The sequence below is a fragment of the Spirosoma rhododendri genome, from assembly GCF_012849055.1.
Taxonomy (GTDB): Bacteria; Bacteroidota; Bacteroidia; order Cytophagales; family Spirosomataceae; genus Spirosoma; species Spirosoma rhododendri.
In genome coordinates this window covers 3,569,646-3,590,655 of sequence record NZ_CP051677.1, presented here as the reverse complement: position 1 = coordinate 3,590,655, position 21,010 = coordinate 3,569,646, and the positions used below count along the sequence as shown (strand labels likewise).

At 55.6% G+C, this 21,010-nt stretch carries 28 protein-coding genes; 1 reads left to right on the top strand and 27 read right to left on the bottom strand.

What is annotated here, in order from left to right; genetic code table 11:
* Position 1: 1 nt before the first annotated feature.
* The 11 genes from HH216_RS14885 to HH216_RS14835 form a co-directional block, all read right to left on the bottom strand.
* Positions 2-310, bottom strand: coding sequence for a hypothetical protein (locus tag HH216_RS14885; RefSeq protein WP_169551519.1), 309 nt, complete (start codon positions 308-310; stop codon positions 2-4).
* Between the two features lie 2 nt (positions 311-312).
* On the bottom strand, positions 313-2,223 hold the full coding sequence (locus HH216_RS14880; RefSeq protein ID WP_169551518.1) for a hypothetical protein: 1,911 nt from the start codon (positions 2,221-2,223) through the stop codon (positions 313-315).
* 193 nt (positions 2,224-2,416) lie between these two features.
* Complete coding sequence (locus HH216_RS14875; protein WP_169551517.1) at positions 2,417-2,992, bottom strand: hypothetical protein; 576 nt, start codon at positions 2,990-2,992, stop codon at positions 2,417-2,419.
* Positions 2,989-3,864 carry a hypothetical protein gene (locus tag HH216_RS14870; RefSeq protein ID WP_169551516.1) on the bottom strand — a complete coding sequence of 292 codons (876 nt, stop codon included), beginning with the start codon at positions 3,862-3,864 and terminating at the stop codon, positions 2,989-2,991. The genes HH216_RS14875 and HH216_RS14870 overlap by 4 nt, the downstream gene beginning before the upstream one ends.
* Positions 3,864-4,466 (bottom strand): N-acetylmuramidase family protein, encoded by a 603-nt coding sequence (locus tag HH216_RS14865; protein WP_169551515.1) that lies wholly within the window; start codon positions 4,464-4,466, stop codon positions 3,864-3,866. The genes HH216_RS14870 and HH216_RS14865 overlap by 1 nt, the downstream gene beginning before the upstream one ends.
* Positions 4,466-4,825 (bottom strand): hypothetical protein, encoded by a 360-nt coding sequence (locus HH216_RS14860; protein ID WP_169551514.1) that lies wholly within the window; start codon positions 4,823-4,825, stop codon positions 4,466-4,468. The genes HH216_RS14865 and HH216_RS14860 overlap by 1 nt, the downstream gene beginning before the upstream one ends.
* Positions 4,826-4,837: 12 nt before the next feature.
* Positions 4,838-5,416, bottom strand: a complete 579-nt coding sequence (locus HH216_RS14855) for a hypothetical protein (protein WP_169551513.1) — start codon at positions 5,414-5,416, stop codon at positions 4,838-4,840.
* Positions 5,388-5,669 carry a hypothetical protein gene (locus HH216_RS14850; protein WP_169551512.1) on the bottom strand — a complete coding sequence of 94 codons (282 nt, stop codon included), beginning with the start codon at positions 5,667-5,669 and terminating at the stop codon, positions 5,388-5,390. Before HH216_RS14850 ends, HH216_RS14855 begins: the two co-directional genes overlap by 29 nt.
* 68 nt (positions 5,670-5,737) lie before the next feature.
* Entirely contained in the window at positions 5,738-6,709 is a 972-nt protein-coding gene (locus tag HH216_RS14845; RefSeq protein ID WP_169551511.1) for a DUF6712 family protein, read from the bottom strand.
* A complete protein-coding gene (locus HH216_RS14840; RefSeq protein WP_169551510.1) occupies positions 6,706-8,166 on the bottom strand; it encodes a hypothetical protein in 1,461 nt (486 codons plus the stop codon). The genes HH216_RS14845 and HH216_RS14840 overlap by 4 nt, the downstream gene beginning before the upstream one ends.
* Positions 8,163-8,438 (bottom strand): hypothetical protein, encoded by a 276-nt coding sequence (locus HH216_RS14835; protein WP_169551509.1) that lies wholly within the window; start codon positions 8,436-8,438, stop codon positions 8,163-8,165. Before HH216_RS14835 ends, HH216_RS14840 begins: the two co-directional genes overlap by 4 nt.
* A gap of 130 nt (positions 8,439-8,568) precedes the next feature.
* Between HH216_RS14835 and HH216_RS14830 the strand changes: the two genes are divergently transcribed.
* Positions 8,569-8,784, top strand: a complete 216-nt coding sequence (locus HH216_RS14830; protein ID WP_169551508.1) for a hypothetical protein — start codon at positions 8,569-8,571, stop codon at positions 8,782-8,784.
* A gap of 768 nt (positions 8,785-9,552) precedes the next feature.
* Here the strand turns inward: HH216_RS14830 and HH216_RS14825 are convergent.
* The 16 genes from HH216_RS14825 to HH216_RS14750 all read right to left on the bottom strand — a co-directional run bounded on the left by HH216_RS14825 (position 9,553) and on the right by HH216_RS14750 (position 20,897).
* A complete protein-coding gene (locus HH216_RS14825; protein WP_169551507.1) occupies positions 9,553-10,107 on the bottom strand; it encodes a hypothetical protein in 555 nt (184 codons plus the stop codon).
* A 2-nt stretch (positions 10,108-10,109) separates the two neighbouring features.
* Entirely contained in the window at positions 10,110-10,337 is a 228-nt protein-coding gene (locus tag HH216_RS26890; RefSeq protein ID WP_169551506.1) for a JAB domain-containing protein, read from the bottom strand.
* Positions 10,310-10,582 carry an MPN domain-containing protein gene (locus tag HH216_RS14815; protein ID WP_169551505.1) on the bottom strand — a complete coding sequence of 91 codons (273 nt, stop codon included), beginning with the start codon at positions 10,580-10,582 and terminating at the stop codon, positions 10,310-10,312. The genes HH216_RS26890 and HH216_RS14815 overlap by 28 nt, the downstream gene beginning before the upstream one ends.
* A complete protein-coding gene (locus HH216_RS14810; RefSeq protein WP_169551504.1) occupies positions 10,579-10,812 on the bottom strand; it encodes a hypothetical protein in 234 nt (77 codons plus the stop codon). The genes HH216_RS14815 and HH216_RS14810 overlap by 4 nt, the downstream gene beginning before the upstream one ends.
* Positions 10,809-11,399 carry a hypothetical protein gene (locus HH216_RS14805; protein ID WP_169551503.1) on the bottom strand — a complete coding sequence of 197 codons (591 nt, stop codon included), beginning with the start codon at positions 11,397-11,399 and terminating at the stop codon, positions 10,809-10,811. The genes HH216_RS14810 and HH216_RS14805 overlap by 4 nt, the downstream gene beginning before the upstream one ends.
* 118 nt (positions 11,400-11,517) lie before the next feature.
* On the bottom strand, positions 11,518-12,426 hold the full coding sequence (locus HH216_RS14800; RefSeq protein WP_169551502.1) for an ArdC family protein: 909 nt from the start codon (positions 12,424-12,426) through the stop codon (positions 11,518-11,520).
* Positions 12,427-13,062: 636 nt separating this feature from the next.
* Positions 13,063-14,796, bottom strand: coding sequence for a hypothetical protein (locus tag HH216_RS14795; protein WP_169551501.1), 1,734 nt, complete (start codon positions 14,794-14,796; stop codon positions 13,063-13,065).
* A complete protein-coding gene (locus tag HH216_RS14790) occupies positions 14,780-15,406 on the bottom strand; it encodes a hypothetical protein (protein ID WP_169551500.1) in 627 nt (208 codons plus the stop codon). Before HH216_RS14790 ends, HH216_RS14795 begins: the two co-directional genes overlap by 17 nt.
* 9 nt (positions 15,407-15,415) lie before the next feature.
* Positions 15,416-15,691 (bottom strand): hypothetical protein, encoded by a 276-nt coding sequence (locus tag HH216_RS14785; protein ID WP_169551499.1) that lies wholly within the window; start codon positions 15,689-15,691, stop codon positions 15,416-15,418.
* Positions 15,688-16,170: a phospholipase D-like domain-containing protein gene (locus HH216_RS14780; RefSeq protein WP_169551498.1), complete on the bottom strand. Its 483-nt coding sequence runs from the start codon at positions 16,168-16,170 to the stop codon at positions 15,688-15,690. The genes HH216_RS14785 and HH216_RS14780 overlap by 4 nt, the downstream gene beginning before the upstream one ends.
* 109 nt (positions 16,171-16,279) lie before the next feature.
* Positions 16,280-16,942 carry a hypothetical protein gene (locus HH216_RS14775; RefSeq protein WP_169551497.1) on the bottom strand — a complete coding sequence of 221 codons (663 nt, stop codon included), beginning with the start codon at positions 16,940-16,942 and terminating at the stop codon, positions 16,280-16,282.
* A gap of 66 nt (positions 16,943-17,008) precedes the next feature.
* The gene (locus HH216_RS14770; protein ID WP_169551496.1) at positions 17,009-17,212 is read right to left on the bottom strand and encodes a hypothetical protein; all 204 of its coding nucleotides are present in this window, start codon (positions 17,210-17,212) and stop codon (positions 17,009-17,011) included.
* A gap of 12 nt (positions 17,213-17,224) precedes the next feature.
* Positions 17,225-17,686, bottom strand: a complete 462-nt coding sequence (locus HH216_RS14765; protein WP_169551495.1) for a hypothetical protein — start codon at positions 17,684-17,686, stop codon at positions 17,225-17,227.
* 139 nt (positions 17,687-17,825) lie between these two features.
* Entirely contained in the window at positions 17,826-18,152 is a 327-nt protein-coding gene (locus HH216_RS14760) for a hypothetical protein (protein ID WP_169551494.1), read from the bottom strand.
* Between the two features lie 87 nt (positions 18,153-18,239).
* Complete coding sequence (locus HH216_RS14755) at positions 18,240-19,316, bottom strand: hypothetical protein (protein WP_169551493.1); 1,077 nt, start codon at positions 19,314-19,316, stop codon at positions 18,240-18,242.
* A 75-nt stretch (positions 19,317-19,391) separates the two neighbouring features.
* Positions 19,392-20,897 (bottom strand): S49 family peptidase, encoded by a 1,506-nt coding sequence (locus HH216_RS14750; RefSeq protein WP_169551492.1) that lies wholly within the window; start codon positions 20,895-20,897, stop codon positions 19,392-19,394.
* Positions 20,898-21,010 lie beyond the last annotated feature (113 nt).

Sequence of the window (21,010 nt, the reverse complement as noted above, 5' to 3'; positions counted from 1 at the left end):
GCTAATCAAAGTCGTCGGAGAAATCATAGGAGAATTCGGGCAGGCCGGGTTTGAGCAACGTGCCCCGGCCATAGCGCTGATTGTTGGGCACCCCCCGCTGCCCTTCGTTGCTGAGGTCACCAAAAACGATGGTACCTACTGCTAGCCGGCCCAGTACCAGATTACGGACCTGCACCGGGTAGCTCTGGCCAGGCTTGAAAGCCGAGCCATCGACTCTAGTCGTAAAAAGGGGCTGCTTTTGCCAGGTCTGGCCGTCGAGACTGTATTCCCAGTCCGGGCCGATCGGCTGTTGAATGCGAATGCCGGGCATGGTCAGGGTTCGATTTGGTCAGTCCAGGATTTTAAGGCTACCCGGAGCGGGACCAGGTCCAGAATCTGTTGCTGGGTTTCTTTCTGGGTCAGCACGTCGGACAGGCCGTAGCCGTCCCGGTTATTGGGCCGGTTGGCGATGTCCTTAATGAAGTCGATCGCCTGGTCGAAGGGCCGAAACAGCAGCCGGCCGGTCGGCTCGTCGAGCAGATTACGAGCCGCCAGCTGGTCGACCTTGGCACTGGCCACGGAAAACGACAGAACCTTGTCGACCGTCAGGGTACGCACCACGTCGGGCACGGTCTTGTCGACGCTGGGTACTACCGTGACAGGCTGAATCGAAATGGTACCGCCACTGGCCGCTGAGAAGTTCTGCGGGGGGTAGGCATCCCCCTGAGCCGCTTCTTCTTCCACGCTGACGGTGTAGAAATCGTCGCGGTAGAGGTATTGGTACTGAAAAGCATGAGCAAACAGGGTATCGCCATCTTTACCCTGTTTGATCGATTTACTGATTACGCCGATCGGCAGCGCCTGAGCGTAGCGAAGGTGAAACTTCAGGGGCGAGCGGTAGAAGTCGGTCCAGCCGCGCAGTTCAGCCGCCCGGCGAAAACCGGTGGTCACTTCGGTCTGCTGCTGCACCTGCAAGTCATACTGCACGAACTGCCCGCCCGACACGTCGTAACCGGCCGGCAGATACCGGTCGGCACTCTCCGAGAACAGGCTCAGCTCACGCGAACCCTTGCCATAGGTGGCCAGTGTTTCGAGCGCACCCAGCGAATTGATGTAGGCGAAGTAGCGCGTATACGGCTCATGCTGCACATTCAGCGTAAACCGGTAGATGGGCGAAATATCCGTTGGTGCGACCAGCTGCACCAGGTATTCCACCAGCGTTTTGCCGGCCGGCACTTTGTCCAACAACTTCAGCTGCGTGACTCCCACGGCGAAGCACCACTTGCCCCCGATCGGGAAAATCACCGGATCGTAGGGCGTGACGGCCGTCAGTTCCGTCTTATCACTGAAGATGAGCGTAACCGACAGCGAAACGGCAGCAGCCGCTACGCCGGTCGAATTAACAAAGGTTAAATACTGGGGCTCGTCGACACGCACGTACCGATGGGCCGAGCCGAGCCGAAGCGCCCGGTACTGAAGAATACCACCGCTGTTGGTCTGAGTGACCGGCAACAGATCGAAGCCTGCGCCGGCGCGGTGGACGTAGTCAGCCCCGCCCCGGTAGATCCGGCGTGTCGTGTCGGTTGCGAGCGCCCCAACCTGACGGGGGTTTCCGTACGCTTCGGCGTATTTGATGAGGTAGTTACGGGCCGATTTGGCGCAATAGGTCGTCGTGGGAAAATTCCAGACGGGCAGATCGTCCTCCAGCCGGGCGTGCAGCAGATCACCCACGTCCCAGATCCCCTGTCCTTTATCGTCGATGTCGATAAACGTCGGGAAGATCAGCTCGTAGGGGGCATTCTCGCCGATTCCCTGCATGTGCAGTTCGGCGTACACGCTGTATTGGCTTCGTACTACGGGGTCGGCCCCTTTGGTAGCCACCGTCAGCTGATAGGGCAGCGTTGAGCCGCCGACCAGGGCAAACGAACCTCCGAACGGGGTGATGTTGTAGGCAGCCCCGGCTTTCTTCGCAGTGAATTGAATGGTACGAAGCGGGCCGATGTCGACGCCCCGCGTAACCACGAAGTCCTGCTGAAAGGGAAAATTCCTGGAAAACCAGTCGGCCAGCGCGTTGACGTAGTCGACGCTGTTGCCCCCAGCGGCAAACTCGTTGGGGGCAGCGGGTGCCGTTTTGGCGACGACGGCGCGGGTGATTCCATTCCAGCGAAAATTCAGGATGGTACCGTCGGCGATAGCCCCGGTGATAGCCAGCGTACAGACCGCCTTTTGTCCACTGCTGGCCACACGCCCGGCCCCTGAAAAACGAACGTAGTACGTCCGCCCTGAGAGAGTGCGTGTGGATCGGGACTGGAAACAATAGAAACGGCCATAGCGCGAAATTCTGCGCGCGCTATGGCTCAGGCCGTGACAGGCGTGATGACAGCCCATGTACAGCGTATCGACACGTACCGGTAACGTGTCGATTCTGGATGGCCATTTAATCCTGACTAAGCACCGGAGCCGGTTGTGGTGCCGGCACTGGCTCAGGTTCAGGAGCTGGCTTCGGCCTCAGATCGTCCCACTCATTATTGACAACCGCGACATTCTGGGCTACAGTCCACTCGAAGGGATAGCCCCAACCGGCGTAATTCTGCATGTCGGCCATTGGTTCGCCCTGGTACTGTGTCGACACGGTGACAGCCCTACCCTGCCGGCATAGTACGCTACCCGGTGTCCGGGAATCGTTGAACATCCGGTTCAGAAATTGACGGGCAATCTGCCGGGCTTCTTCTCTGGCCCGGCGAACATCCTTGGTATCTCCCGTATTGCACTTAACCAGTACGTTCAGGCCGCCTGAAATTCGCAGGCGCGGATTGTCCTGGGTGCGGTCGATATCGTCGTAGTACTGGTCGATCAGCAGTGCCGGTACCCGTAGATTCCGCATGGCGTTTGTCAGTTCGCTCATGTTGTTATCGTGAATCACGTAGAAACGCGGCCGGTCTGGCGTGTGGCCGATGGCCAAATTTTTTGTGGCCAGATCAGTGAAGTAGTCGATGTAGTCCTGCTCGGTCATCTGTTTTTCATGTTGTCGTATTGCTCCTGCATTTCCTCGCCCTGCTGGATCTGCGCGTTCAGCACCTTCAACGCCAGATACAGGTTCAGTTTCTCGATTTCCTGCACGCGGGTCGCGTCGAGCTTCACCATGTTGATGGCCACGTCGAGCCAACTATTCTGTTTCTGGGTCGTCGAGGTATCGGCCTCGTCGGGCGCTTTGAAAACGAGGGGGAAGAACGATTTCAGTCGTACGAGCGTGCAGCCGTAGGCGAAAACAATACGCTCCAGCAGGGCGGGATCAAGCTGGGCGAAGGCCTCGGCGCGGGCCTCGACCTGGTGCCGATCGAGCGGCTGTCGCGGGTCGGCACCATCGGTACCGGCAGGCCGATAGAGGATAGCGGCAAGTTTCGCCCAATCGCGTTTCTGGAATGCGACGTCGGCAAACATGAACTCGGCAAACGTGCAGTTAGCCAGGGCCGCAGCCGGGCCATGATAAACCGTGCGGTTGACCAGTCGACGTAGCCAGATCCGGGTCGTTCCGAAGTAAAAGTCGAACCGACGAAACCGTTGGGGGAACGTACCGGTATCATCTTCCTGACCAATCCAGGTCAGTGTGTCGAGCATGGCCTGCCCCATTCGCCGGGTCAGCTCCCGATCGTCAGGCTCCATCCCCTTCCGGCGCAGGTAGTTGTCGTCGAACAACCAGCGCTGGGTACGGAATGACATACCGTACAGTTGCTTCAGCACAGCAAACAGGCATTCCGGCTTTTCCAGCACCATCGACCGGACGCGCATCATCGATACCGATTGCGGGTCGGTCAGTTCAGCCCAACAGGAAGGGCCGGTATACAGTCGCATCCGGCCCTTTTTCCAGAGATTGAAGGTATTCATCAGATGAGTTTGTAGCGGTTCGGCGTCAGCGGATTAGGCAGGTAGTAGCCGTAGGCGTTGAGCATTTTGATATCGTAGCGATTGGCCCGGTAGTTGGCTCCATTGTATCGGTAGGCGAAATCGGCAAAGCGCAGATCCTGCAACTCGTCGGCAAGTCCCTGTCCACGAATGAACAGTACGAATGCATCGAGCTGAACTGATTCGCTCTGGTTGAATGCCTGCACCATTTCGTAGGCCGACTTGTAACCCAGCAGCGCATAATGAAACCCCATGATCTGAAACATGCCGTAGCTGGCACACTCAAACGCCACGTCGCCCGCCAGCTGACGCGCCAGCTCCAGCCTGCGCAGATCGGACAGCGTCCCTTTGTTGTAAGGGCAATCTTCCATGTACCGGTGCGACAACGTCGGGTGCGATTTATCAAACCGTCCGTCTGTTTTCTGCCGAAAAATGTGGCCTTCAAAGCGAGTGACCAGAATCTTACCTTTTAGAAAACCTCCGCCGTCGGATTCGACTTCGGCCACCGCCCGGATAGCGGCTATCGAGCAGCCCAACGACTGGGCTGCTCGACCGAAGTCAGCGGGTTGAAGAACGGGTTTCATCAGGCTTGCGCTTTAGGTTCGGAAACTGTACGACTACGGCCGGGGAGCGACCGAACTTTGGTGCCGGTTTTGATCTCGTCCAGTTCGCGCATGACCTGCGCCTGGTTGTCGTCGATCGTTTCCGATAGTTTGCCGATCGCAGTAGCCAGCGTCACGTGACTGGTGGCCACGTTATTGTTGCTGACAATCATCTTCTCCTGCATCTCCAGCAGCTTATCGTTGGTGTGGGCCTGCGCGGCCGTCAGGGCCTCGTCTTTCTTCTGGACGTATTTCCAGACAACAGCCAGGCAGATAAACAGCACGGCCGCAATGGGTGAGAGCTTGAGTAGCTCGGGGATAATGGATGCGTAGTTTTCCATATGGTAGGTTAGTTAAAGCAGTAGTGCAGCCAGCGCGCCGGCCCCGAAAAAGGCCGCAGACCATCGCCACTTTCGTTTCTTTAGCGTACTGACGTATTCGCTGAGGGCATCGGCAATTTTATCGGGCTGATCGACTCGCAGCTTATTGCGTACCGAGCGGGGCAACAATGCCAGTACACCGTCGATCGCACCTTCAGCTACCCGCAGGGAGTTTTGAGCCGAAGCCAGTTCACTTTGAATCAGATTCATGCGGGCAGTCAGGCCCATTGCCGTGCCGGCATCGTATTTGCCCAGCCGGAATTGATCGTCGAGGGCTTTACGGGTCGCGGCCACTTCGGCCTGTAGCGAGTCGATCCGATGCTGAGCACTGACCCGCAGCCGATCGGCGGCTCTCAGTTTCGCTTTCACCGCACCATAGGTCGCCGTATCTATTGCAACCCCGACAGGATACGGGAATGGTTGCTGTTTGACCATTGCGACGGGTTGGCCCGATGCATCAAAGCCAGCGAGCAAAAAGCTTATCAGCACAGCTGCCCCAAGCAGCAATAGTTTCCAGCCTGCTTTAGCGCAGGTCGACTCGTATCGAGTCATACGTTTTGGTATCACGGTCGTAGTTGGTTACGGTTGAATTAGATGCTTTGGTCGCCCGCTCGGCAGCTGATCGGCTGGCGTCGGCTTGATTTTGCAGGCGAATTCGGGCCGTGTCGACGGTCGGTACCGATGTAGCTGCGGGCGCGGTAGGTTTGGTTTTGGGCTTGCACGACGCCAGCAGATACAAACTTGTCCAGGCGACAAACACAGATAGGCCGTAGGCTATCCAGCGGCATTTCGTAGGACGAGACACCAGTCTATAGCTGGTCAGAATTGCGCTAAGGATACCAATGATGTGACAGCTTATTGTCAAGATCATGATTACAGAAAGGAAATTGCGCCGGTCGAATAGGGGCCGTAGCTGGTGGATGAATCGTCGTCAGGAGTGGGTAGTGTCTCCAGTGGCGAAATCGCAGCCTCGAAGCTGTTCCAGGCGATGTCGATCTGCCGTTGCAGGTTGTTGATAACGAAGTTCAGCTGGGCCTGAGAGGGCGGCTGGTAGTAATCCGCGTTCCCGTACTGGGAACCGTAGTTGACTTTTACATTGATGCCTTCCAGTTCGATGCTCAGCGTCGGCAGGGCGTCGAGCACGGCCTGATAAGCAATCCCCCGGCGCATCAGTCGATTCAGCTTGGCACGCATTGAATCCGACACCGATCCAGCAGACAGCTTATCGATCCGGGCCTGCGCATCTGCGCCTTGGTCTTCTTCGACGTTACGGATGCTGAATCGTAGCGCCCAGAACGTCAGCCACCGATCCTGAATGGGATAGTAGCGGCTGAACTCCGCCGGCGTTTTGAAAATGGCGTTCTGCTGCTCCTCGTAGTAGGGGGCATTTTTCCAGTCCGGAAACAGATCGGGCTGGCTGGCCAGCAGGCTCAGCAACCGATCGAGCGACTCCCAGCCCGCATCGAGCAGGGTGCGTTTGAGGTTGTTGGTCTGATACTCAAACGCAGCTTTGCGACCCTGCGCTGCCGTCACCGTAATACCATCGTTGTCGATCTGCATTTCGGCAAACGGCAGGTAGGCCGCAAAGCCGATACGACCGACTGCCCCCCTGGCCAGAAATAAGGCACTCTCCAGCTGTCGGCTCTCGGAAGCGGTCAGATCCGGGTGATCGTTGGTGCTGGCGTAGTCGCGCAGCTGCTCCAGCACGTCGAGGCCGATAAAGCGGCCCAGCACCGTCATTTCGGTGTCATCCAGTACGGGCATTAGTCCGTCCGTATCAAAATTGACATTGACCGGGACGTACTGCCGCAGCTGGTCGGTTTCTCCGGTGAATAACTGGCTCATGCGTCAGGTTTGGATTTATCGCCACCGGCCGGCAACGACTTAGGTTCGTCTTTCTTCTGGTCGCCCTTTTTGGCACTGGGGTTCTGATCGGGATAGATAAACTTCAACTGGGGAAGGGCCAATTTCCAGCCATTGAAATCGGCCATGAAGTCAATCGGTTCGATGAGCATATCCCGGAACGGGGACAGCATTTGCAGGGCAATCAGATACGCCTGGAGCTTGTCGGAACCACCACTACGCGCACCCATCTTGTCGCCACCGGCGAAGCCAACCAGCGTGGGATCGACGTTCAGCGCGTAGAAGATGTTGGCCGCTGCTTCGAGGTTGTCGGCCAGGTGCTGCCCTTCCCGACTGGGGTCTTGAATCGGCGTGATCGTGACGTAGTCAGCGACCTTCGTCGGGTCGTTGGTTGCGGCTTTGACCTGGGTAATCAGGGCCTGACCCGTGTTTTCCACGTTGGTCAGCATCTTGGTTACTTTTTCCAGCCAGCCCTCAATCAGCTTCTGCCGCTCACCCGGCTTGGTTTTGGCTTTGTTCCAGTCGTCGCCGAACGCCAGTGGCCAGTACGCTTCATCGACCTTGATGTGATACTTGATCGACATCTGGTTCTTGAGCATGTACTTCTTGAACTGGGGCACGGCCAGGTGCACGTCGAGCCAGCCCGATTCGACCAGACTGTAGTGGTGCGGCAGCGCGTAATACCGCTGGCCCGGCGTCGGAAACCGGATCGGGTAGACGACGTTGTACTCTTTCTGCTCACGCAGCCAGTCGACGGCATCGTACCGAAAGGGGTCGATGGCCGTGATTTTCTTGGCGGTTTCATCCGTCGCGCGGGGCCAGTCGGCACTCAAATAGATATGCGGCAGGTTGCCGGCCTTATCCATCTGACACCAGCGAACTTCCTCGGCATTCAGCGGGTGCGGCTGCACGATCTTCTTGCGGTCCTTCGAGATGAGCATCTCCGGGAAGCCATTGAAGTACATGGTGGCATCGGACGCCATTTCGCGCATGTACTGTTTATGGTACCGACTGCTGAGGTAAGTGTAAATCTCAGTGGCTACCGCGTTATTCCGGGGTAGTGGTCGATACAGGGGATCACCGTCGTCGTCGACGTGCTCTAGTACCGGAATGATGCCCCGACCCTGCACCATGGCGGCAATTTTACCCAATGTGGTCGGAATGATGGGATCTTTTGAATACAGCGACGCGATGCGCTGAGGAAAATCGTTACCGACTCCCCAGGGCATGATATCACTACCGGCCGACCAGACAAATGCCTGACTCGGCTGAACGGCTGAGGGGTTCGCGCCAGGCGTGGAACCCGTCGACGGTAGTATCGCGGGGCTACCACTACGCTTGCCCATCGGCTTCTCGTGTTCGATGGCAAAACTCAGCCCCAGACGGGGCACCACAACAGCGTCGGCGGTCGAGCCGGTGAAGTATTCAACTTGGCTCATGCAACAGGCTGATTATTGAAACGAAGGATCAGATCCAGATGCACGCGCACGATGTCGGTGGTACCGAGGGGTTGCAGATCGACGATCCGGTTATCGGTGCGCTTTTTGGTGAGCAGTACAGCCCGCTTCAACGTGCGGACCTCGCCACCCTTGTTGCGGGTGCGGTCGGCCGTCACGTATTGAATGGTAAACGGGCGGGGCCTGCCCGGGCTGGCGTGCCCCGACTCACTTTTACGCATCAGGCGTACTACATCTGTCAACTTCAGCATCATAGGCCGAAGTTGACAGCGTCAGGTAGGGCGGGGCGTGACAGGCGTGATGACGAGGTCGAAAAAAGGACGGCAAACCGTCGTAAATTCGCGGTGGTTTTCGTAGATTTGTGTATCCTAACAAGGCAGCACAATGGCGAAAAACTCACCAACAACGGATGAAGCCTTCAGGCTTATACTGGATAGTGACTACTACTGGTCACTGACGGGACTAGATAAGTCGGTTCGTCGTAACTACCGGCATCTGATTAATTCAGGCCGGGGCGTGACGATTGATAAAAAAGAAGAGATGCTTAAAAAAGCACAGTTCAGTGTCGAGCATGAAAAGACCTGGAATCTGCCCGAATAGATTTTGTTTTTAACTGGCTTCTTCAGCCCGGATGCTTTGCGTTCGGGCTGATTTGTTTTCAGTGAAATTAGTGTCCCAAGACTGACGAAAACCAAATTGATTGCGGAATCGTAGCGGTAATCTAGCTACTCTATAGAAGACGCATCAACAATCTTTCCCGCATGCGATAAGCCCGTTCGATCTGAGTCATGTAACGTGCTTTAATCAATGTAAAATATGTCTGTATAGATGCATCTACTCCCCTGTACGTAAAGCAAAGTTGTTCGTTTTGAGTCAGTTGAGTGAGCAGCAGTTCCAACCTGACGATATGTTGTTCGTAAAAAATTACTTCCTGCCAAAGCTTTCCCTCCTGAGTAGTGAATGGGGTATTGGGTTGACTGATGGGATGGTTATGTGAACTGTGTGGATGCATACTCATATTGGTAACACGACACATGCTAAACGGTCTAAGTAAGTCATTAGTCGTCAATATATTGATTAAAATTTAATATGTCGGGCGTTTAGCCTAGTCGCGTAGAACCTGCTGTTGCCGGTTGATCTAAATTGCTTTAAGCACGGGTTTTTAGCCAGTTAACGAGTAAGCTGATCTATCTCCAGCTGAGCGAACGGCAGAGAGTTGGCTGGACGCCGGCAGGGTGAGTGACAGGCCGGTGTGAGCCTGCGAAACACCAGGGCTGTCGTGAACCCCGCCACAGCAAAGGCGCGAGGAACGCCAAAAGCCCACTAACTCACTAGGGAATTAGCAGGAATCAGGCGTAACGGGTACGGTTACAGGTAGGCGGGTATCGTTCGACCGCCGTATAGTTCGGCAATGGGTGACGCGTTTTCGTTCAGGTAGATGCGCCAGATAACGCCCTGCCGTAGTAAACTCTGCACTTGGGTAGAAAACTTATACCAGTAATCCAGTCGTAATTCCTCGCTACTGTCGCGCTGTTTGTAGATCACGGCCCGGGGTAAAACTTCGCCCGGTGGGTCGTCGGTCTGGTTTGGGGCGGCTAATGGCGGGGCGGTCGGCTCTGGTTTGGGGGGCGTCGGATCAAGATAAACCGTCCGTAAAACCGGGTGCATACTAAGTTGAATCAATCCGTCGACGTAGATGGCAACGATTTCTTTCGTGCTGTAGTCGTGCTGTTTGCTGACGGTCTGTTTTGTGCATCGCCGGTACGATCTGTGGGCCTGCTCGACGGCCCCGCTGAGCCGTTGGTAAATGCTCGTCGGGTCGCTGGTCAGTACGCTGTGGTAGGCCCCGAAATGGTCTAGTATAGCCTGCTGTAATCGGTTGGCGGGGCGGTTCTGGCTACTGATACGAATAAAATAAGTCATGGCTATAAAATACCGCTGTCGGCAAATGAGGTGTAACAATCAGCATCAGGCACTAAAATCAGGTGGTCCAACACCGGACAGTCCAGTAACTGGCCGATCTGCTTAAACTTGACGGTCAGGTCTTTGTCCGCTTTGCTCGGCTCAAGGTTGCCCGACGGGTGGTTATGAGCTAGTACAATGCTACTGGCGTGACAGCCCAAGGCTACCTGAAAAATGACTTTTGCATCCACGTAGGTAGCGGCCGTGCCCCCACCGATACCCGGAAAATGCCGATGGCTTCGTTTTGTTTGTTAAGGCACATTAGGTAAAATTCCTCGATCCAGTTAATCTGCTCGCTCCAGTACTGGCGAAAGATACCGTACGCGTCGCGGCTGGCCCGAACGTGCGCTAACTTGGGGTTACTGTTGGTTTTGTAGCTGACGCTGATTTCACCCACGGAATAAATAGTGGTGGCGTCCTGGGGGCGTAGACTCATAACGGTAGGGGTTCGATTAAATCAAATTGGGTATCCTCGTAAACAGTCGAATCGGGATGCAGTAGACTGGATGGGTACCAGAAAACCCGGTAGCCTATGCGGGGCGGCTGGCGGCTGGTGACGCGAAAAATACCGGCTATATACTGGTCGGTGATGACCTTCGCCGGGGGACGAGTGCGCCGAAATTCCCGGCGCAACTCGTCCACGATCAGCGTGTCAAATTCACTCACGAACGCGAAACCGCTAACAGTTCGCTTTCTTTCTCTTCCACCTTCTGCTCGAACAAGCCTTTCAGGTGCTCCACGATCAGGGCGGCTAGGCCGTGGTTTTTGCACTGGAATTCGCGGTTGTTATCGTCAAAGATCACTAACCGGCCATAGCGGTAGTCCTCGTCCTTACTAACGGCGAAACTGAACTGGTTTAACTCGTTCTGCTTGGCTTTCAGGCTTTGCAGTTGGTTGTTTATCAGTTGTAGTTTGCCCGACTTGGCAATCTGAAACTCGATTTCTTCGCCACGGCTCCGAACGGGGGCGGCTGGCTTCTGCGGCTCTGGCTGGGCTGGGGCTTTGGCTGGCTCCGGGGCGGTGGCGGTAGCTTCGGGTTTGGCTGGCTCTGGCTGGGCCTGAACGGGGTAGGGTTTCGGCTCGACCACATCGGCGGCTTTCGCGGCAGTGTCGGCGTGGGCCTGTTTCAGTAGATCACTCAGGGCAACGGGTTCGGCGGGGGTAACGGTGAACTTACCGGTACTGCCTTTGGCGTTCTGGTTGTCGGTGGTGGTGTTGGTGTTCGCGGGGGTAACTTGTGGGGTGGTTTTCATTGGATTTGACTGGTTTTTGATGGATTGATGTATTGAAAACTGGGTAATGCTGAGGATTGGGCGTAGTTGTCCTGTCGGGCGAAAAACGACCGGTAGGGACTCCGATAAATTGAGTTGACTAATAAGTACCTGCGCGGTCGATCAGGTACGTAAATGCGGCCTGTGCGTCGCTGGCGGCATCCCAGATAAAGCGGCTGTTCTTTTTGAGCACGCCCAGCCAGTTGGCAATGTAGGCGGCTTGGTTCTGTAGGGTGTCGGGCGTATCAATACCGAACGTATTGCACAGAAACGTACTGCCGAGTTCGGCGGTCAGTTCTTCCAGTGAGTAATTGGTGTCGCCAAATTTCAGGGCTTCGGTCAACGTCTTTCGATTCAACCGGTCGGCGTGTCCCGTCCAGTGGGTCAGCTCGTGGAACAAAACACCGTAGTACAATTCCGAACTGCGGAACACGTCCAGCGGGGGCATCTGCACGTAATCATCCTTTTTGTGAAAAAAGGCTTCGTCAACGTTGGCGTGGCGCAACTGGTTGCCCAAATTCAGGGCGGTAACGAAGTCCGCACAGACCGCTATCTCGTGGTTATCGGTTTCGCTCCGGCGTATGGCTGACTTAACGGGGCACCCTTCCACCGAATCCATATTAAACACCGGAAACAGGCGAATAAACGGGTACTTTCTGACGGTCGAATCACCGGCTTTGATGCGGGGTAAAGCAACGTCGGGGGTTAGCCGTGCGCCGTTTTTGTCCTTGTAAATACAGTCGTGAAAATAAACCTGTGTCGATTTGCTTCCCTTCTTGACGCGCCCACCGGCTTCGTTAATCTGCTTGATGGTCGCGAAGTAGGGCGTTTTATAGTCCTCCATCAGCATCAGTAGCGAATTGATACCGCGGTAGCGGTGGCCGGTGAAGTGATTTTGTGCGGGTTCGCAGAAGCCCCACGGCTGATGCCACGGTACGATACCCTGTTCCAATTGGGCAATAATTTTCCCGGTGACCTCTGCGAAGTGGTCGCGTTTTGTACCTTCCATAAAAGTTGCTTTTTTGTGTTTTTAACTGGTTATCTGCTTGATTTCCATGTATTAAAGGTACGCAAACCGTCGTAAATTTGCAACGGCATTGTAAGTATTTTTGCAATTTAAAAACAGTCTAAACTACTGTTTTTCAGACACTTGACCGGTTTCCGCTGGTGAACGCTCCGCGTCCGGGGTTTACCCCCCCCATGCCACGCACAGACCAAAAAAGCAATTGCCGAGGGGGGGGTGGGGGCGATAATTTTGGCGGGGTCGGAGGGGTCGAGAACCCGCATTCTGGGCGCGTCTGGGTGCGTCTGCGGGGCCGTCGAGAGGCTACTGCGTTGACTACTGGCACGACTCGTTAGCCTGTCTGCGGGCACGTGTGCGCGTCTGGCCGCGCTGGGGCTGGGCCACGCTGGGCACCGGCAGGTGCCCTACACACACAGCATCCGATTTGGTTTGCATCAACAACACACCGGCCGTTTACCGCTGGGTACCAGCGAGTGCCCTACACATACACCCATTCAATTAACGTGTATGTATATACGTCACCAAATGCCCTACACGAACACTGTCCGAATTTATAGGACAAAAACGAAGCGGCCCGGTCAGATCTGACCGGGCCGCTACTGCCCTACCCTACTGGGCTGCTTAATTCATGAATATGGATTTGAAGGCAACAGGATCTTCGAAGCGATGTACCATGTGTGCCCCTACTAGCAGGGTGTCGATTGCATCGCTGAAGTGGGTGGTTGTCCGTTGGTCCAGCTCACTGTTCTTCTCATCATTCTTGTTCTTGCGAAAGCCGGTCGTGCCCTGGGCAATCTGGGTAGACTGCATCGAGATGCGTACATACTCGCAGTTGTGCCGATTCATGGCAATCTTGAACAGCCGATCACCACCACCCCGCAGGCACATACCCCACAGTTCATACCGCCATTCAGGATCGAGCGTAGCTCCAATAAAATGACGGTGTACGATCCAGCCTGCTTCCATCAGGTAGTCGATGAATACCTCGGCTGGGGATGCGTTACTTACGGCCGATGTACCGATCGCCGTATGGTCATAGAAGTAATTGACCTCTTTGCAGGGATGGTAACGGTAGTATTCGCAGAATGCCCTAGCCAGATCGACAACCCGCTCAGGGTGCAATACGTACAGTTCCTTCAGAATGCGATAGGTGCGGCCGTGGGGCTGCCCTACCAGCAGTGCGTTGATCGATGCACCGTTGTCAATACCAATATCGAGCGGCCGGTATTTGTCGACGTCGGCATCTTTGCGCGAATCATTGAACAGCCCCTTACCGAAATCCTCAATATTGAAGCTGTTGATGTAGGCGTGATCTTCCTTGTCGTAGAAGTGGTGTTCGTCCAGATCCGGATAGAACGCGTTTTCGGTCAGGAACGGCCGCTGATTCAGAATAGCCGTGTTGAAGATGAACGCGGGCAGCTTCTCGCGCAGCCGTCGGATGTTGTCCGCTCCGAAGCCGTGAATGTTGTCAAGCGTCGATGCTTCCGAGAAAAACACGCATTTAGCCCGGATGCTATCCCACTCGGCCTGCTTTTTCTGAATGGCCTTCATGATCGACACCCGCTTGCTGGGGTGAGCGATCAGCTGACCATACAACTCATAGATCTTTACCCGGATGCTCAGCAGCAGTTCGACCCGCTGCCGATCCATCCGCTTCTCCTCCTCGAGTATCCACATCGCGGCCTTCGATGTGGGCATATCGGTGCAGAAAAGCAGGCTGTGAAACTCCGGAATGCCCCCGAAATAGCGTTCGTCGCCCCGGTTGGTCATCAACAGTTCGTTGTCGAGCTTCGCTTTATCCAGGAACTTCGCTTCGTCACCGACGATCCAATGCACCGTTTTACCGTTGGCCGAACCCGGCCGATCCTGCGACACCATCGACGCCACCGCGCCGTTTTTAAAGAAAATACAGTGATCCGAAACGACAGGGCCAACAATCGGCGTCGGAATGTTCAGGTGCTTGGGTGGTCGCTCCCGAATCCAGAAGTCACGGCCGCGCTGCCAGCCCATCTGTTCCCAGCCTTTGATCACGGGGGGCAGCGTCCGCTCCAGCAATTGCAGGTAGGTCGAACCAGCGAAACAACCGTGCGCCCTGGGCATCACGTCGACGTTTCGAAACGAACGCGGGGCAATAAGCCCTTCCGATTTACCGGTACCCCGACCCCAGACTGCATATTCTTCATTGGCCCCAACCGACATAGAGCGGATCTGGGGTTTATTGAAGTGTTTGGACTCAATTTTTACGTCATCGCTCAACTTACGCGGGTCGAGGGGAACCTGCGCCAGTTTTACGGCTGTATCGAGATCATCGCTCAGCAATGACCCCATCTGGTAACGATCAGGCAGCTGAGACATCCTCGAAGTCGTCAAAAAGGGCTTGTTGTTTTTTACGATCGCTGGCCTGCATCTGGGCAATAAGTGCCTCCAGCTTATCATCCGGGATCTGCTTCCCTCCCAGTTGTTCCGGGTTGAAGTTGATGAAGTTGATAATCGTGCGGTTGTCGACGGGCGTCTGCGGCTTATCAGCACCAATGAGCTTGATATAATGCCCGAACATGGCTCCCAGCGATTTGAAATCACCTTTCTTTTCCGCCCGCTCCATCGCCCGTTTCATATTGGTAATGAGCATAACCCGCTCCCAGTCGAGAACAGGCTGCTCCAGCTGCGCGTAGAACCGGCGCGTGTCGGCAATGGCGTAGCGTAGCACCCGATCCGACAGCGTCGGCCACTTCTCTTTGAGCCGCTTTACCAGCATGGTATCCGATTTAAACCGGATTTTGGGCAGCGTCAGGATGGAATAGATGTACTGCCACCGCTCGTACTGCTCCTGGAGTGATTTGCTCAGCTGTCGCCGGGCCGGGTCGTCCATATCCCGGTCATCGTTGTACCACCGAACGATGGCGTCGAACTTATCGTCGTGGCGGCTCGGTACGTCGGGGTCAAGAAATCCTACGTCAGTGTTCATGTCGGTGGGTTAATCGAGTGATTCCGATTCATCGAGCAGGCGAAGGGCCATCGTCTGCGCGGGCGACGAACCCTGCTTGGCCAGCGTCAGGATTGATTTCCGTAGCTCCAGTTTCGATTTGAGTTTGCCGCGCTGATAGGCTTTGTAGGCCGGGTGCGTGTCGTCTTCCAGTGCGATTTCCAGATCGTCGGTGGATATCGACAGTACAATAGCGCATTCGTCGGGAGTGAAAAAGTAGCTGGCCAGACTCTCCAGTTCGGTCAGCTGTTCAGCCGTTAGTTTCATCGTAAGAGTTTGAGGGTTTCGCCAAAAGGCTTGGCTTTCTCCATTTCGCGGTCGATCCAGTCGCGGTGAAAAGCCGCAACCGGGCGGCTCTCGGTGACCACACCGGCTTCGATCCGGGGGTTATTCGTGTAGTTTGCTGAGCCGACCATCGACACAGCCCAGGCGTCGTTCTCGATCACCGTCACTTTCGCGTGACAGGCGGTAATCCGAGTCTTTTCGGCATGAGAAGAGACAAACGCATAGGCGCTCGCATTGCGAGTAATTACCCGTGAGTCGATGAGTAGCCGCAGATCCTGAATGATACCCTCCTGAATGCCCTGCACGAGCACGCGGCAGGCATCCTCGGTCATTGACCAGGTGGCAATCCAGATCCGGGCCGGGCCGGTCTGGCGCAGGATGTGCAACAGGAGGTCGTGCGTGCTCCACAGGCCGGCACTGGCGTAGTGGTAGGTGTTTCCCCGCTCGAGCGGTGGGAACACTGCGTCGACAGCATCCGAAACTCGACCAAGGAGCGTATTCGAATGTTGCTCAACACTGCTGCACACGGCAGCTTTGTCGTGTTGGGGTTTGGCATAGTCGTGGGCCTCGCTAGTCGAGAATAGTGACATTATCGTATGGGTTATTAGTCAGCGTTGCCAGCTGCTGCTTAAGCTGCTCGGCCTCACTGGTGAATGCCCGTAGTTTCTGCTCGTATTTGGGTCGTTTCGGGTCGTCAGCGGTCAGCTGCGCGAGCCGCCGGGTTTCTTTGCTGATGTAGGTCCGAACCGACAAAAGCCGCTTCATCAGCGCGGCTTCCGTGATGGCCGGGTCGACGGCCGGCGCGTCTGGCATGTAGCCATGCTGGCGGAAGAATTCCTTACGGCCGTAGATGGTACCGAGATCATCCCGGATGGTCAGCACCCGGTACGCCAGGCGTTTGAGGTCTTCGCCTTTGGTGATGCCCTGATCGGCCATGTACCGCATTCGCTCCTTCAGCGCAGTACGCTCATCCATCAGGATCTTACCCCGCTCCAGATCACCGGTCAGCGACTCGGGGTAGCTTTCGACCAGGGCGGTTTCTGCCGCACTCAGCTGATCGTGATGAGTCTGTAGGGCGTCGGTGAGTTTCTTCCGGTTATAGTCGTCGGCACCGCCCTTCAGCATCGACAGCATGAACCCGTCGCCGTGGATCTGCTGATACAGCAATACCCCGACGTCGTAGACGCGGTTGTCAAGCCAGGCGGCCAGTTGTTCGAGTAGCGTAGGTTGCATGAGTGCGTTAGGGTTGAAAGAAAGAAGCCCGCCAATCGGCAGGCTTCTTATCGGCGTTCCACAGTACTAGTCGTTGGCAGGGTTGCTCACGTCTAATGGTTTTTGCAGATAGGGCACCTGGTCGGGAAACTGACGCAGGTATGCCTCATCGTCGGCCGATAGGTTCGCCAGGTCGTAATCACGCCCGGCGAACCTGATCAGCATCGAGTCGGTCGCTAGCAGACCGACAATGCCTTTGGTGGAAGCCGCCTTAGTTGTTTCTTTCGGCATGGCTGAGGTTGGTTAAACCGCTGGCGTGAGCGGGATGGCTGCGCTGTAAATCAGCATATCCGGCATCCAGCACGTAACCTCGAACTCCGCTCCTTTACCACGGCCTGACATCTTTTCCGATTTAAAGCTGGGGGCGATGTAGGCCGGAAATTTGGCCGACCCGATCTGGATAATTGTCCCGTCAGACAGCGGCACCTCCAGAACGAACTTGTCGTTTTTAACCCGGTTCTTGAAGGCGAATAGCTCTTTCTTCGAACCCGGATAGAAAAATTTGAAGGTCACTTTGAAGCTACGGCCGTCAATTTCGCCGTTCATTCCGCCCTCCAGTTCTGAGGTATCGGGCGTACAGTAGACCTGAGTGAAGTTCTTTCCGGTGTTGCACACGTGAGGAGTTGTAATCACGTAGGCATCAGCTGGCGTAGCCGGGTTGGCTGGTGGCGTGCCGAACGTTTTAATATTTGAGTGCGAGATCAAATAGAAAAACAGCTCGGTACCCCCATATTGTTCTCGGTACCATCGGGGCCGAGAAGGTTTGTGTAGTCCATTGTTGGGGTCGTTACGGAGTGAAGCGGTTAAACCGGTCTGTCGACCGGTCTAACCTGAATGGATTGAACTACTCAGCTTTTTGCAGGAACGATACGCCGTCCTTCACCAGCTGCTCAGCGAGTTTCGACTTCTGGTTGAGCACGTCGATGGTGACGATTTCACCCAGGTAGTTGAAGGAAGGAACGACCAGATCATACGTCGCTTTGCCGACAGTGACCTTGCCATACGTCTTTTCCTCGTCAGCAGCAGGCTTCTCAGCCAATTGCTTCTTGAGATCCTGCACCACTTCACCGGCCTCGAGTACTTGACGGGCGCTGGCTTCTTTGGCTTCGTTAGCCGCTTTCAGTTGTAATTTGAGGGCTTCTATTTCCTCCTGTTCCTTAGTGAGTTCCACAGTAGTAAGTCTGTTTGAATGATTGGATGCCCACCTATCGCGGGCATCCAATCGTCAGGGTTGAAGAATAGTCTGGGTTAAGTCGAATTACGCCTGGTCGTTTACGAACAGCGTATCCATATCGGCGAACTGGCAGGCCAGAATCATCTGGAACTTGGCCAGGAAGCCGTGGATGTGGGGGATCATGTTACCAACCGTCGTCAGGTCAGGCAGCTGGTCGGTGCCCATGAACATGTTTTTCTTCGGCTGGGTCATGATGATCCGGCCCGAATTGCCCATCCACGAGGCCGCCTGCACGTTCCACTTACCGTCTGAGCCGAAAATCAGCATACCGGGTTTGCCGGGCACTTCATACGCCGAGGTACCATTAGTGAACTTGTTGAGCAGGCTGCTCTGGTAGTTCTGGTAGGTGTTGTACGACACAAACGCGGTACCGCCCAACGCCTGCTTTTTCGACGGCATGGCTTTGTACATACCCGATACCTTGTCGAAAGCATTGGTATCGGTGATAATGCCCGTAGCAATACGGTTAGCAGCGGGAAGGCTGTTGTATTCCTGCGCGATGATGGTACCGAATCCGATACCCAGGCATTTGTTGTTGATGTCCAGAAACGATGCAGGAACGCTCGTAGGCGTCTGGCCAGCAGTCGTCGCCGTTACGACCTGGTAGTAGTTCTCCTCGAAGAACACTTTGCTTCCGACGGTGTAGTTCACCGTAGCATCGAATGGCGCAACCGTTTTGGGGTCAATCGACAGGTAGATGTTGTCGTTGATCTCTTCCGCGATTTTGAGAATTTGTGCCAGCCAGAAGTACTGACCGAAGCCCTGTGGGTAATCTTTGGCGTTGGCAGCCAGACCACGAGCCAGGTACGTATCACGGAATTCTTCCGGAATGATATCCAGAATCTTCATCGCCGTACGTGGGTCGATGCGACGCGCGCTGAACGTACCCGACTGACCTTTCGGCGTTTTTACAGCCGAACTGTACGGCCGCAGCCCCTCGCTGGCAACGTATTTTGGTAGGATGGTTGATGTCTTCAGGTTCGTCAGCACCGAGACATCCTTGGTGATGTCGAGCGCCTGCATGACGGCCAGAATAATCGTTTCTGCGTATTCGCCAGCGTAGCCGGCAATCGCTTGCAGATCGGTTTGGGTCTTTGCCACAATTGTGAGATTAAGGAAGTTACGGAGTAAGAATTGCGATCATCGACCGCCTAAGGCGGTCGATGATCGATCAGGTTATTTGCCCTTCAGGGAGGCCATCGAGCGCAGTTTGGCGTCGGTTTCCGAGATGACTTCTTCGTCATCGCCGGCCGCTACCTGTGGCTCTTCGGTTTTCTGCGAGGTCGTACCCAGCACGCCAGGCTGCGAGCCGTATTCGTTGACCTTTGATTGCAGCTGGTCACGCTCCTGGGTCAGCTTCGACACCTGCTCCTGAGCGGTCGTCAGCGCTGTAGCACTAGTTGTCATCTCGTCCAAATAGCCTTGTGAGATGACGCGAATACCTTTGATGTTCTGAGCATCCAGGTTAGCATTGATTGCGTTGAGCTGATCATCGGTAATGGCCGAAGACTCGACGCCAGCAAGGGCCGTAATGAGTTTGTGTTTGTCGCCAAACATGGTTGTGTCGGTTTGATTAGTTGGGGAAACAGAAGAATCCTGGCTGGCCAGAACAGGCTCAGTGACAGGCGTGGAAGCGTCAGCTTCAGGGTCGTTGTCGTTGTCGTGTTCGTCGTCCAGATCGTTGCCGTCGCCGGTCGGTTCGGCAGGCGTAGGTTCCACGGCCGTCGCGCGGGGTTGCTTTGCCAGCTCCGCCACGCGGGCTACGGCCACGTCGAGGTCGCCGAAGCCGTCAATAAGCCCTAACTCGATCGCTTTGGATGCGTAGAACAGACCGCCTTTGAACACGTCGGCACCGCCCTTCGTGACGGGCTTCAGCTTGGCACCACGGCCGGTTTCGACGGCGACACGGAATAAGTCGGCAGCCTGGTTCAGATCTTCCGTCAGGGCCGCTGTATCGCCTTCCAGTGCGTCGCGGAACGGTTTGTTTTTCTCGGCTGAGCGGTCAGAATAGACCGTGTGAACCTCGATACCGGCCAGCGCCAGCGCCTTCCGGTTGTCCCGAAAGCTGACGAATACGCCAATAGAGCCGATCATATCGGTCTGCTGGGTCGCCAGAATCTCGTCGGAGCCGCAGGCCAGCCAGTACGCTGCCGACGCCATGAGTCCCTCGCATACTACCGAAACAACCGGCTTTTGTGGATCTCGAATGGCGTCGTACAGCGTCGGGGTACCAAACAGCTGGCCACCTGGCGAATCGACCAGGTTGACAATACCGATGATTTTGGGGTGTGCGTAGGCACGACGAATCAGTTTAGCGTAGTCCTCCGTGCCTAGTGTGCAGCACGTGGTTTCCTTCATAATCGGCCCGCGAATATCAAGGACGAATACGCTGTTTTCGGGGAGGTCAGGGTTGTCTAGCGCATAGCGGTTGCGGGGGTTAGTGGCGGTAACGGCCGGGCCGCCGGGCGGTGTGTCGACCTCGTCCGACGCCAGTACGTAGCCGATCGAGCTGATCGGATCGACGCCCCCGGCCTCATCAATGGCGTTTTGTTGCAGCAGCTTCAAATCCAGCTTACCAGCCAGGTAGCTATCAAGTAGCGTTTGGTGCTGTTCGGCCCAGATGGGTTCGATGGCCCACTTGTGGCGTAGCAGGGCGGAAAGGATTTGAAATTGGCTAATCATGGCCCGAAACTGCCCCTATTGCGAGGGGCCGGGCGTGACAGGCGTGATGACGCGAATGAAGATTCCACAAAAAACCCCCGCCGGTAAAACCAGCGGGGGTTCAGAAACCACCG

What these genes read in the sequence shown, in the direction of transcription:
- HH216_RS14885 (WP_169551519.1), bottom strand. Translation starts at nt 310, where the DNA reads ATGCCCGGCATTCGCATTCAACAGCCGATCGGCCCGGACTGGGAATAC.
- HH216_RS14875 (WP_169551517.1), bottom strand. Translation starts at nt 2,992, where the DNA reads ATGACCGAGCAGGACTACATCGACTACTTCACTGATCTGGCCACAAAA.
- HH216_RS14870 (WP_169551516.1), bottom strand. Translation starts at nt 3,864, where the DNA reads ATGAATACCTTCAATCTCTGGAAAAAGGGCCGGATGCGACTGTATACC.
- HH216_RS14865 (WP_169551515.1), bottom strand. Translation starts at nt 4,466, where the DNA reads ATGAAACCCGTTCTTCAACCCGCTGACTTCGGTCGAGCAGCCCAGTCG.
- HH216_RS14860 (WP_169551514.1), bottom strand. Translation starts at nt 4,825, where the DNA reads ATGGAAAACTACGCATCCATTATCCCCGAGCTACTCAAGCTCTCACCC.
- HH216_RS14855 (WP_169551513.1), bottom strand. Translation starts at nt 5,416, where the DNA reads ATGACTCGATACGAGTCGACCTGCGCTAAAGCAGGCTGGAAACTATTG.
- HH216_RS14845 (WP_169551511.1), bottom strand. Translation starts at nt 6,709, where the DNA reads ATGAGCCAGTTATTCACCGGAGAAACCGACCAGCTGCGGCAGTACGTC.
- HH216_RS14840 (WP_169551510.1), bottom strand. Translation starts at nt 8,166, where the DNA reads ATGAGCCAAGTTGAATACTTCACCGGCTCGACCGCCGACGCTGTTGTG.
- HH216_RS14835 (WP_169551509.1), bottom strand. Translation starts at nt 8,438, where the DNA reads ATGATGCTGAAGTTGACAGATGTAGTACGCCTGATGCGTAAAAGTGAG.
- HH216_RS14830 (WP_169551508.1), top strand. Translation starts at nt 8,569, where the DNA reads ATGGCGAAAAACTCACCAACAACGGATGAAGCCTTCAGGCTTATACTG.
- HH216_RS14825 (WP_169551507.1), bottom strand. Translation starts at nt 10,107, where the DNA reads ATGACTTATTTTATTCGTATCAGTAGCCAGAACCGCCCCGCCAACCGA.
- HH216_RS14815 (WP_169551505.1), bottom strand. Translation starts at nt 10,582, where the DNA reads ATGAGTCTACGCCCCCAGGACGCCACCACTATTTATTCCGTGGGTGAA.
- HH216_RS14805 (WP_169551503.1), bottom strand. Translation starts at nt 11,399, where the DNA reads ATGAAAACCACCCCACAAGTTACCCCCGCGAACACCAACACCACCACC.
- HH216_RS14800 (WP_169551502.1), bottom strand. Translation starts at nt 12,426, where the DNA reads ATGGAAGGTACAAAACGCGACCACTTCGCAGAGGTCACCGGGAAAATT.
- HH216_RS14795 (WP_169551501.1), bottom strand. Translation starts at nt 14,796, where the DNA reads ATGTCTCAGCTGCCTGATCGTTACCAGATGGGGTCATTGCTGAGCGAT.
- HH216_RS14790 (WP_169551500.1), bottom strand. Translation starts at nt 15,406, where the DNA reads ATGAACACTGACGTAGGATTTCTTGACCCCGACGTACCGAGCCGCCAC.
- HH216_RS14785 (WP_169551499.1), bottom strand. Translation starts at nt 15,691, where the DNA reads ATGAAACTAACGGCTGAACAGCTGACCGAACTGGAGAGTCTGGCCAGC.
- HH216_RS14775 (WP_169551497.1), bottom strand. Translation starts at nt 16,942, where the DNA reads ATGCAACCTACGCTACTCGAACAACTGGCCGCCTGGCTTGACAACCGC.
- HH216_RS14770 (WP_169551496.1), bottom strand. Translation starts at nt 17,212, where the DNA reads ATGCCGAAAGAAACAACTAAGGCGGCTTCCACCAAAGGCATTGTCGGT.
- HH216_RS14750 (WP_169551492.1), bottom strand. Translation starts at nt 20,897, where the DNA reads ATGATTAGCCAATTTCAAATCCTTTCCGCCCTGCTACGCCACAAGTGG.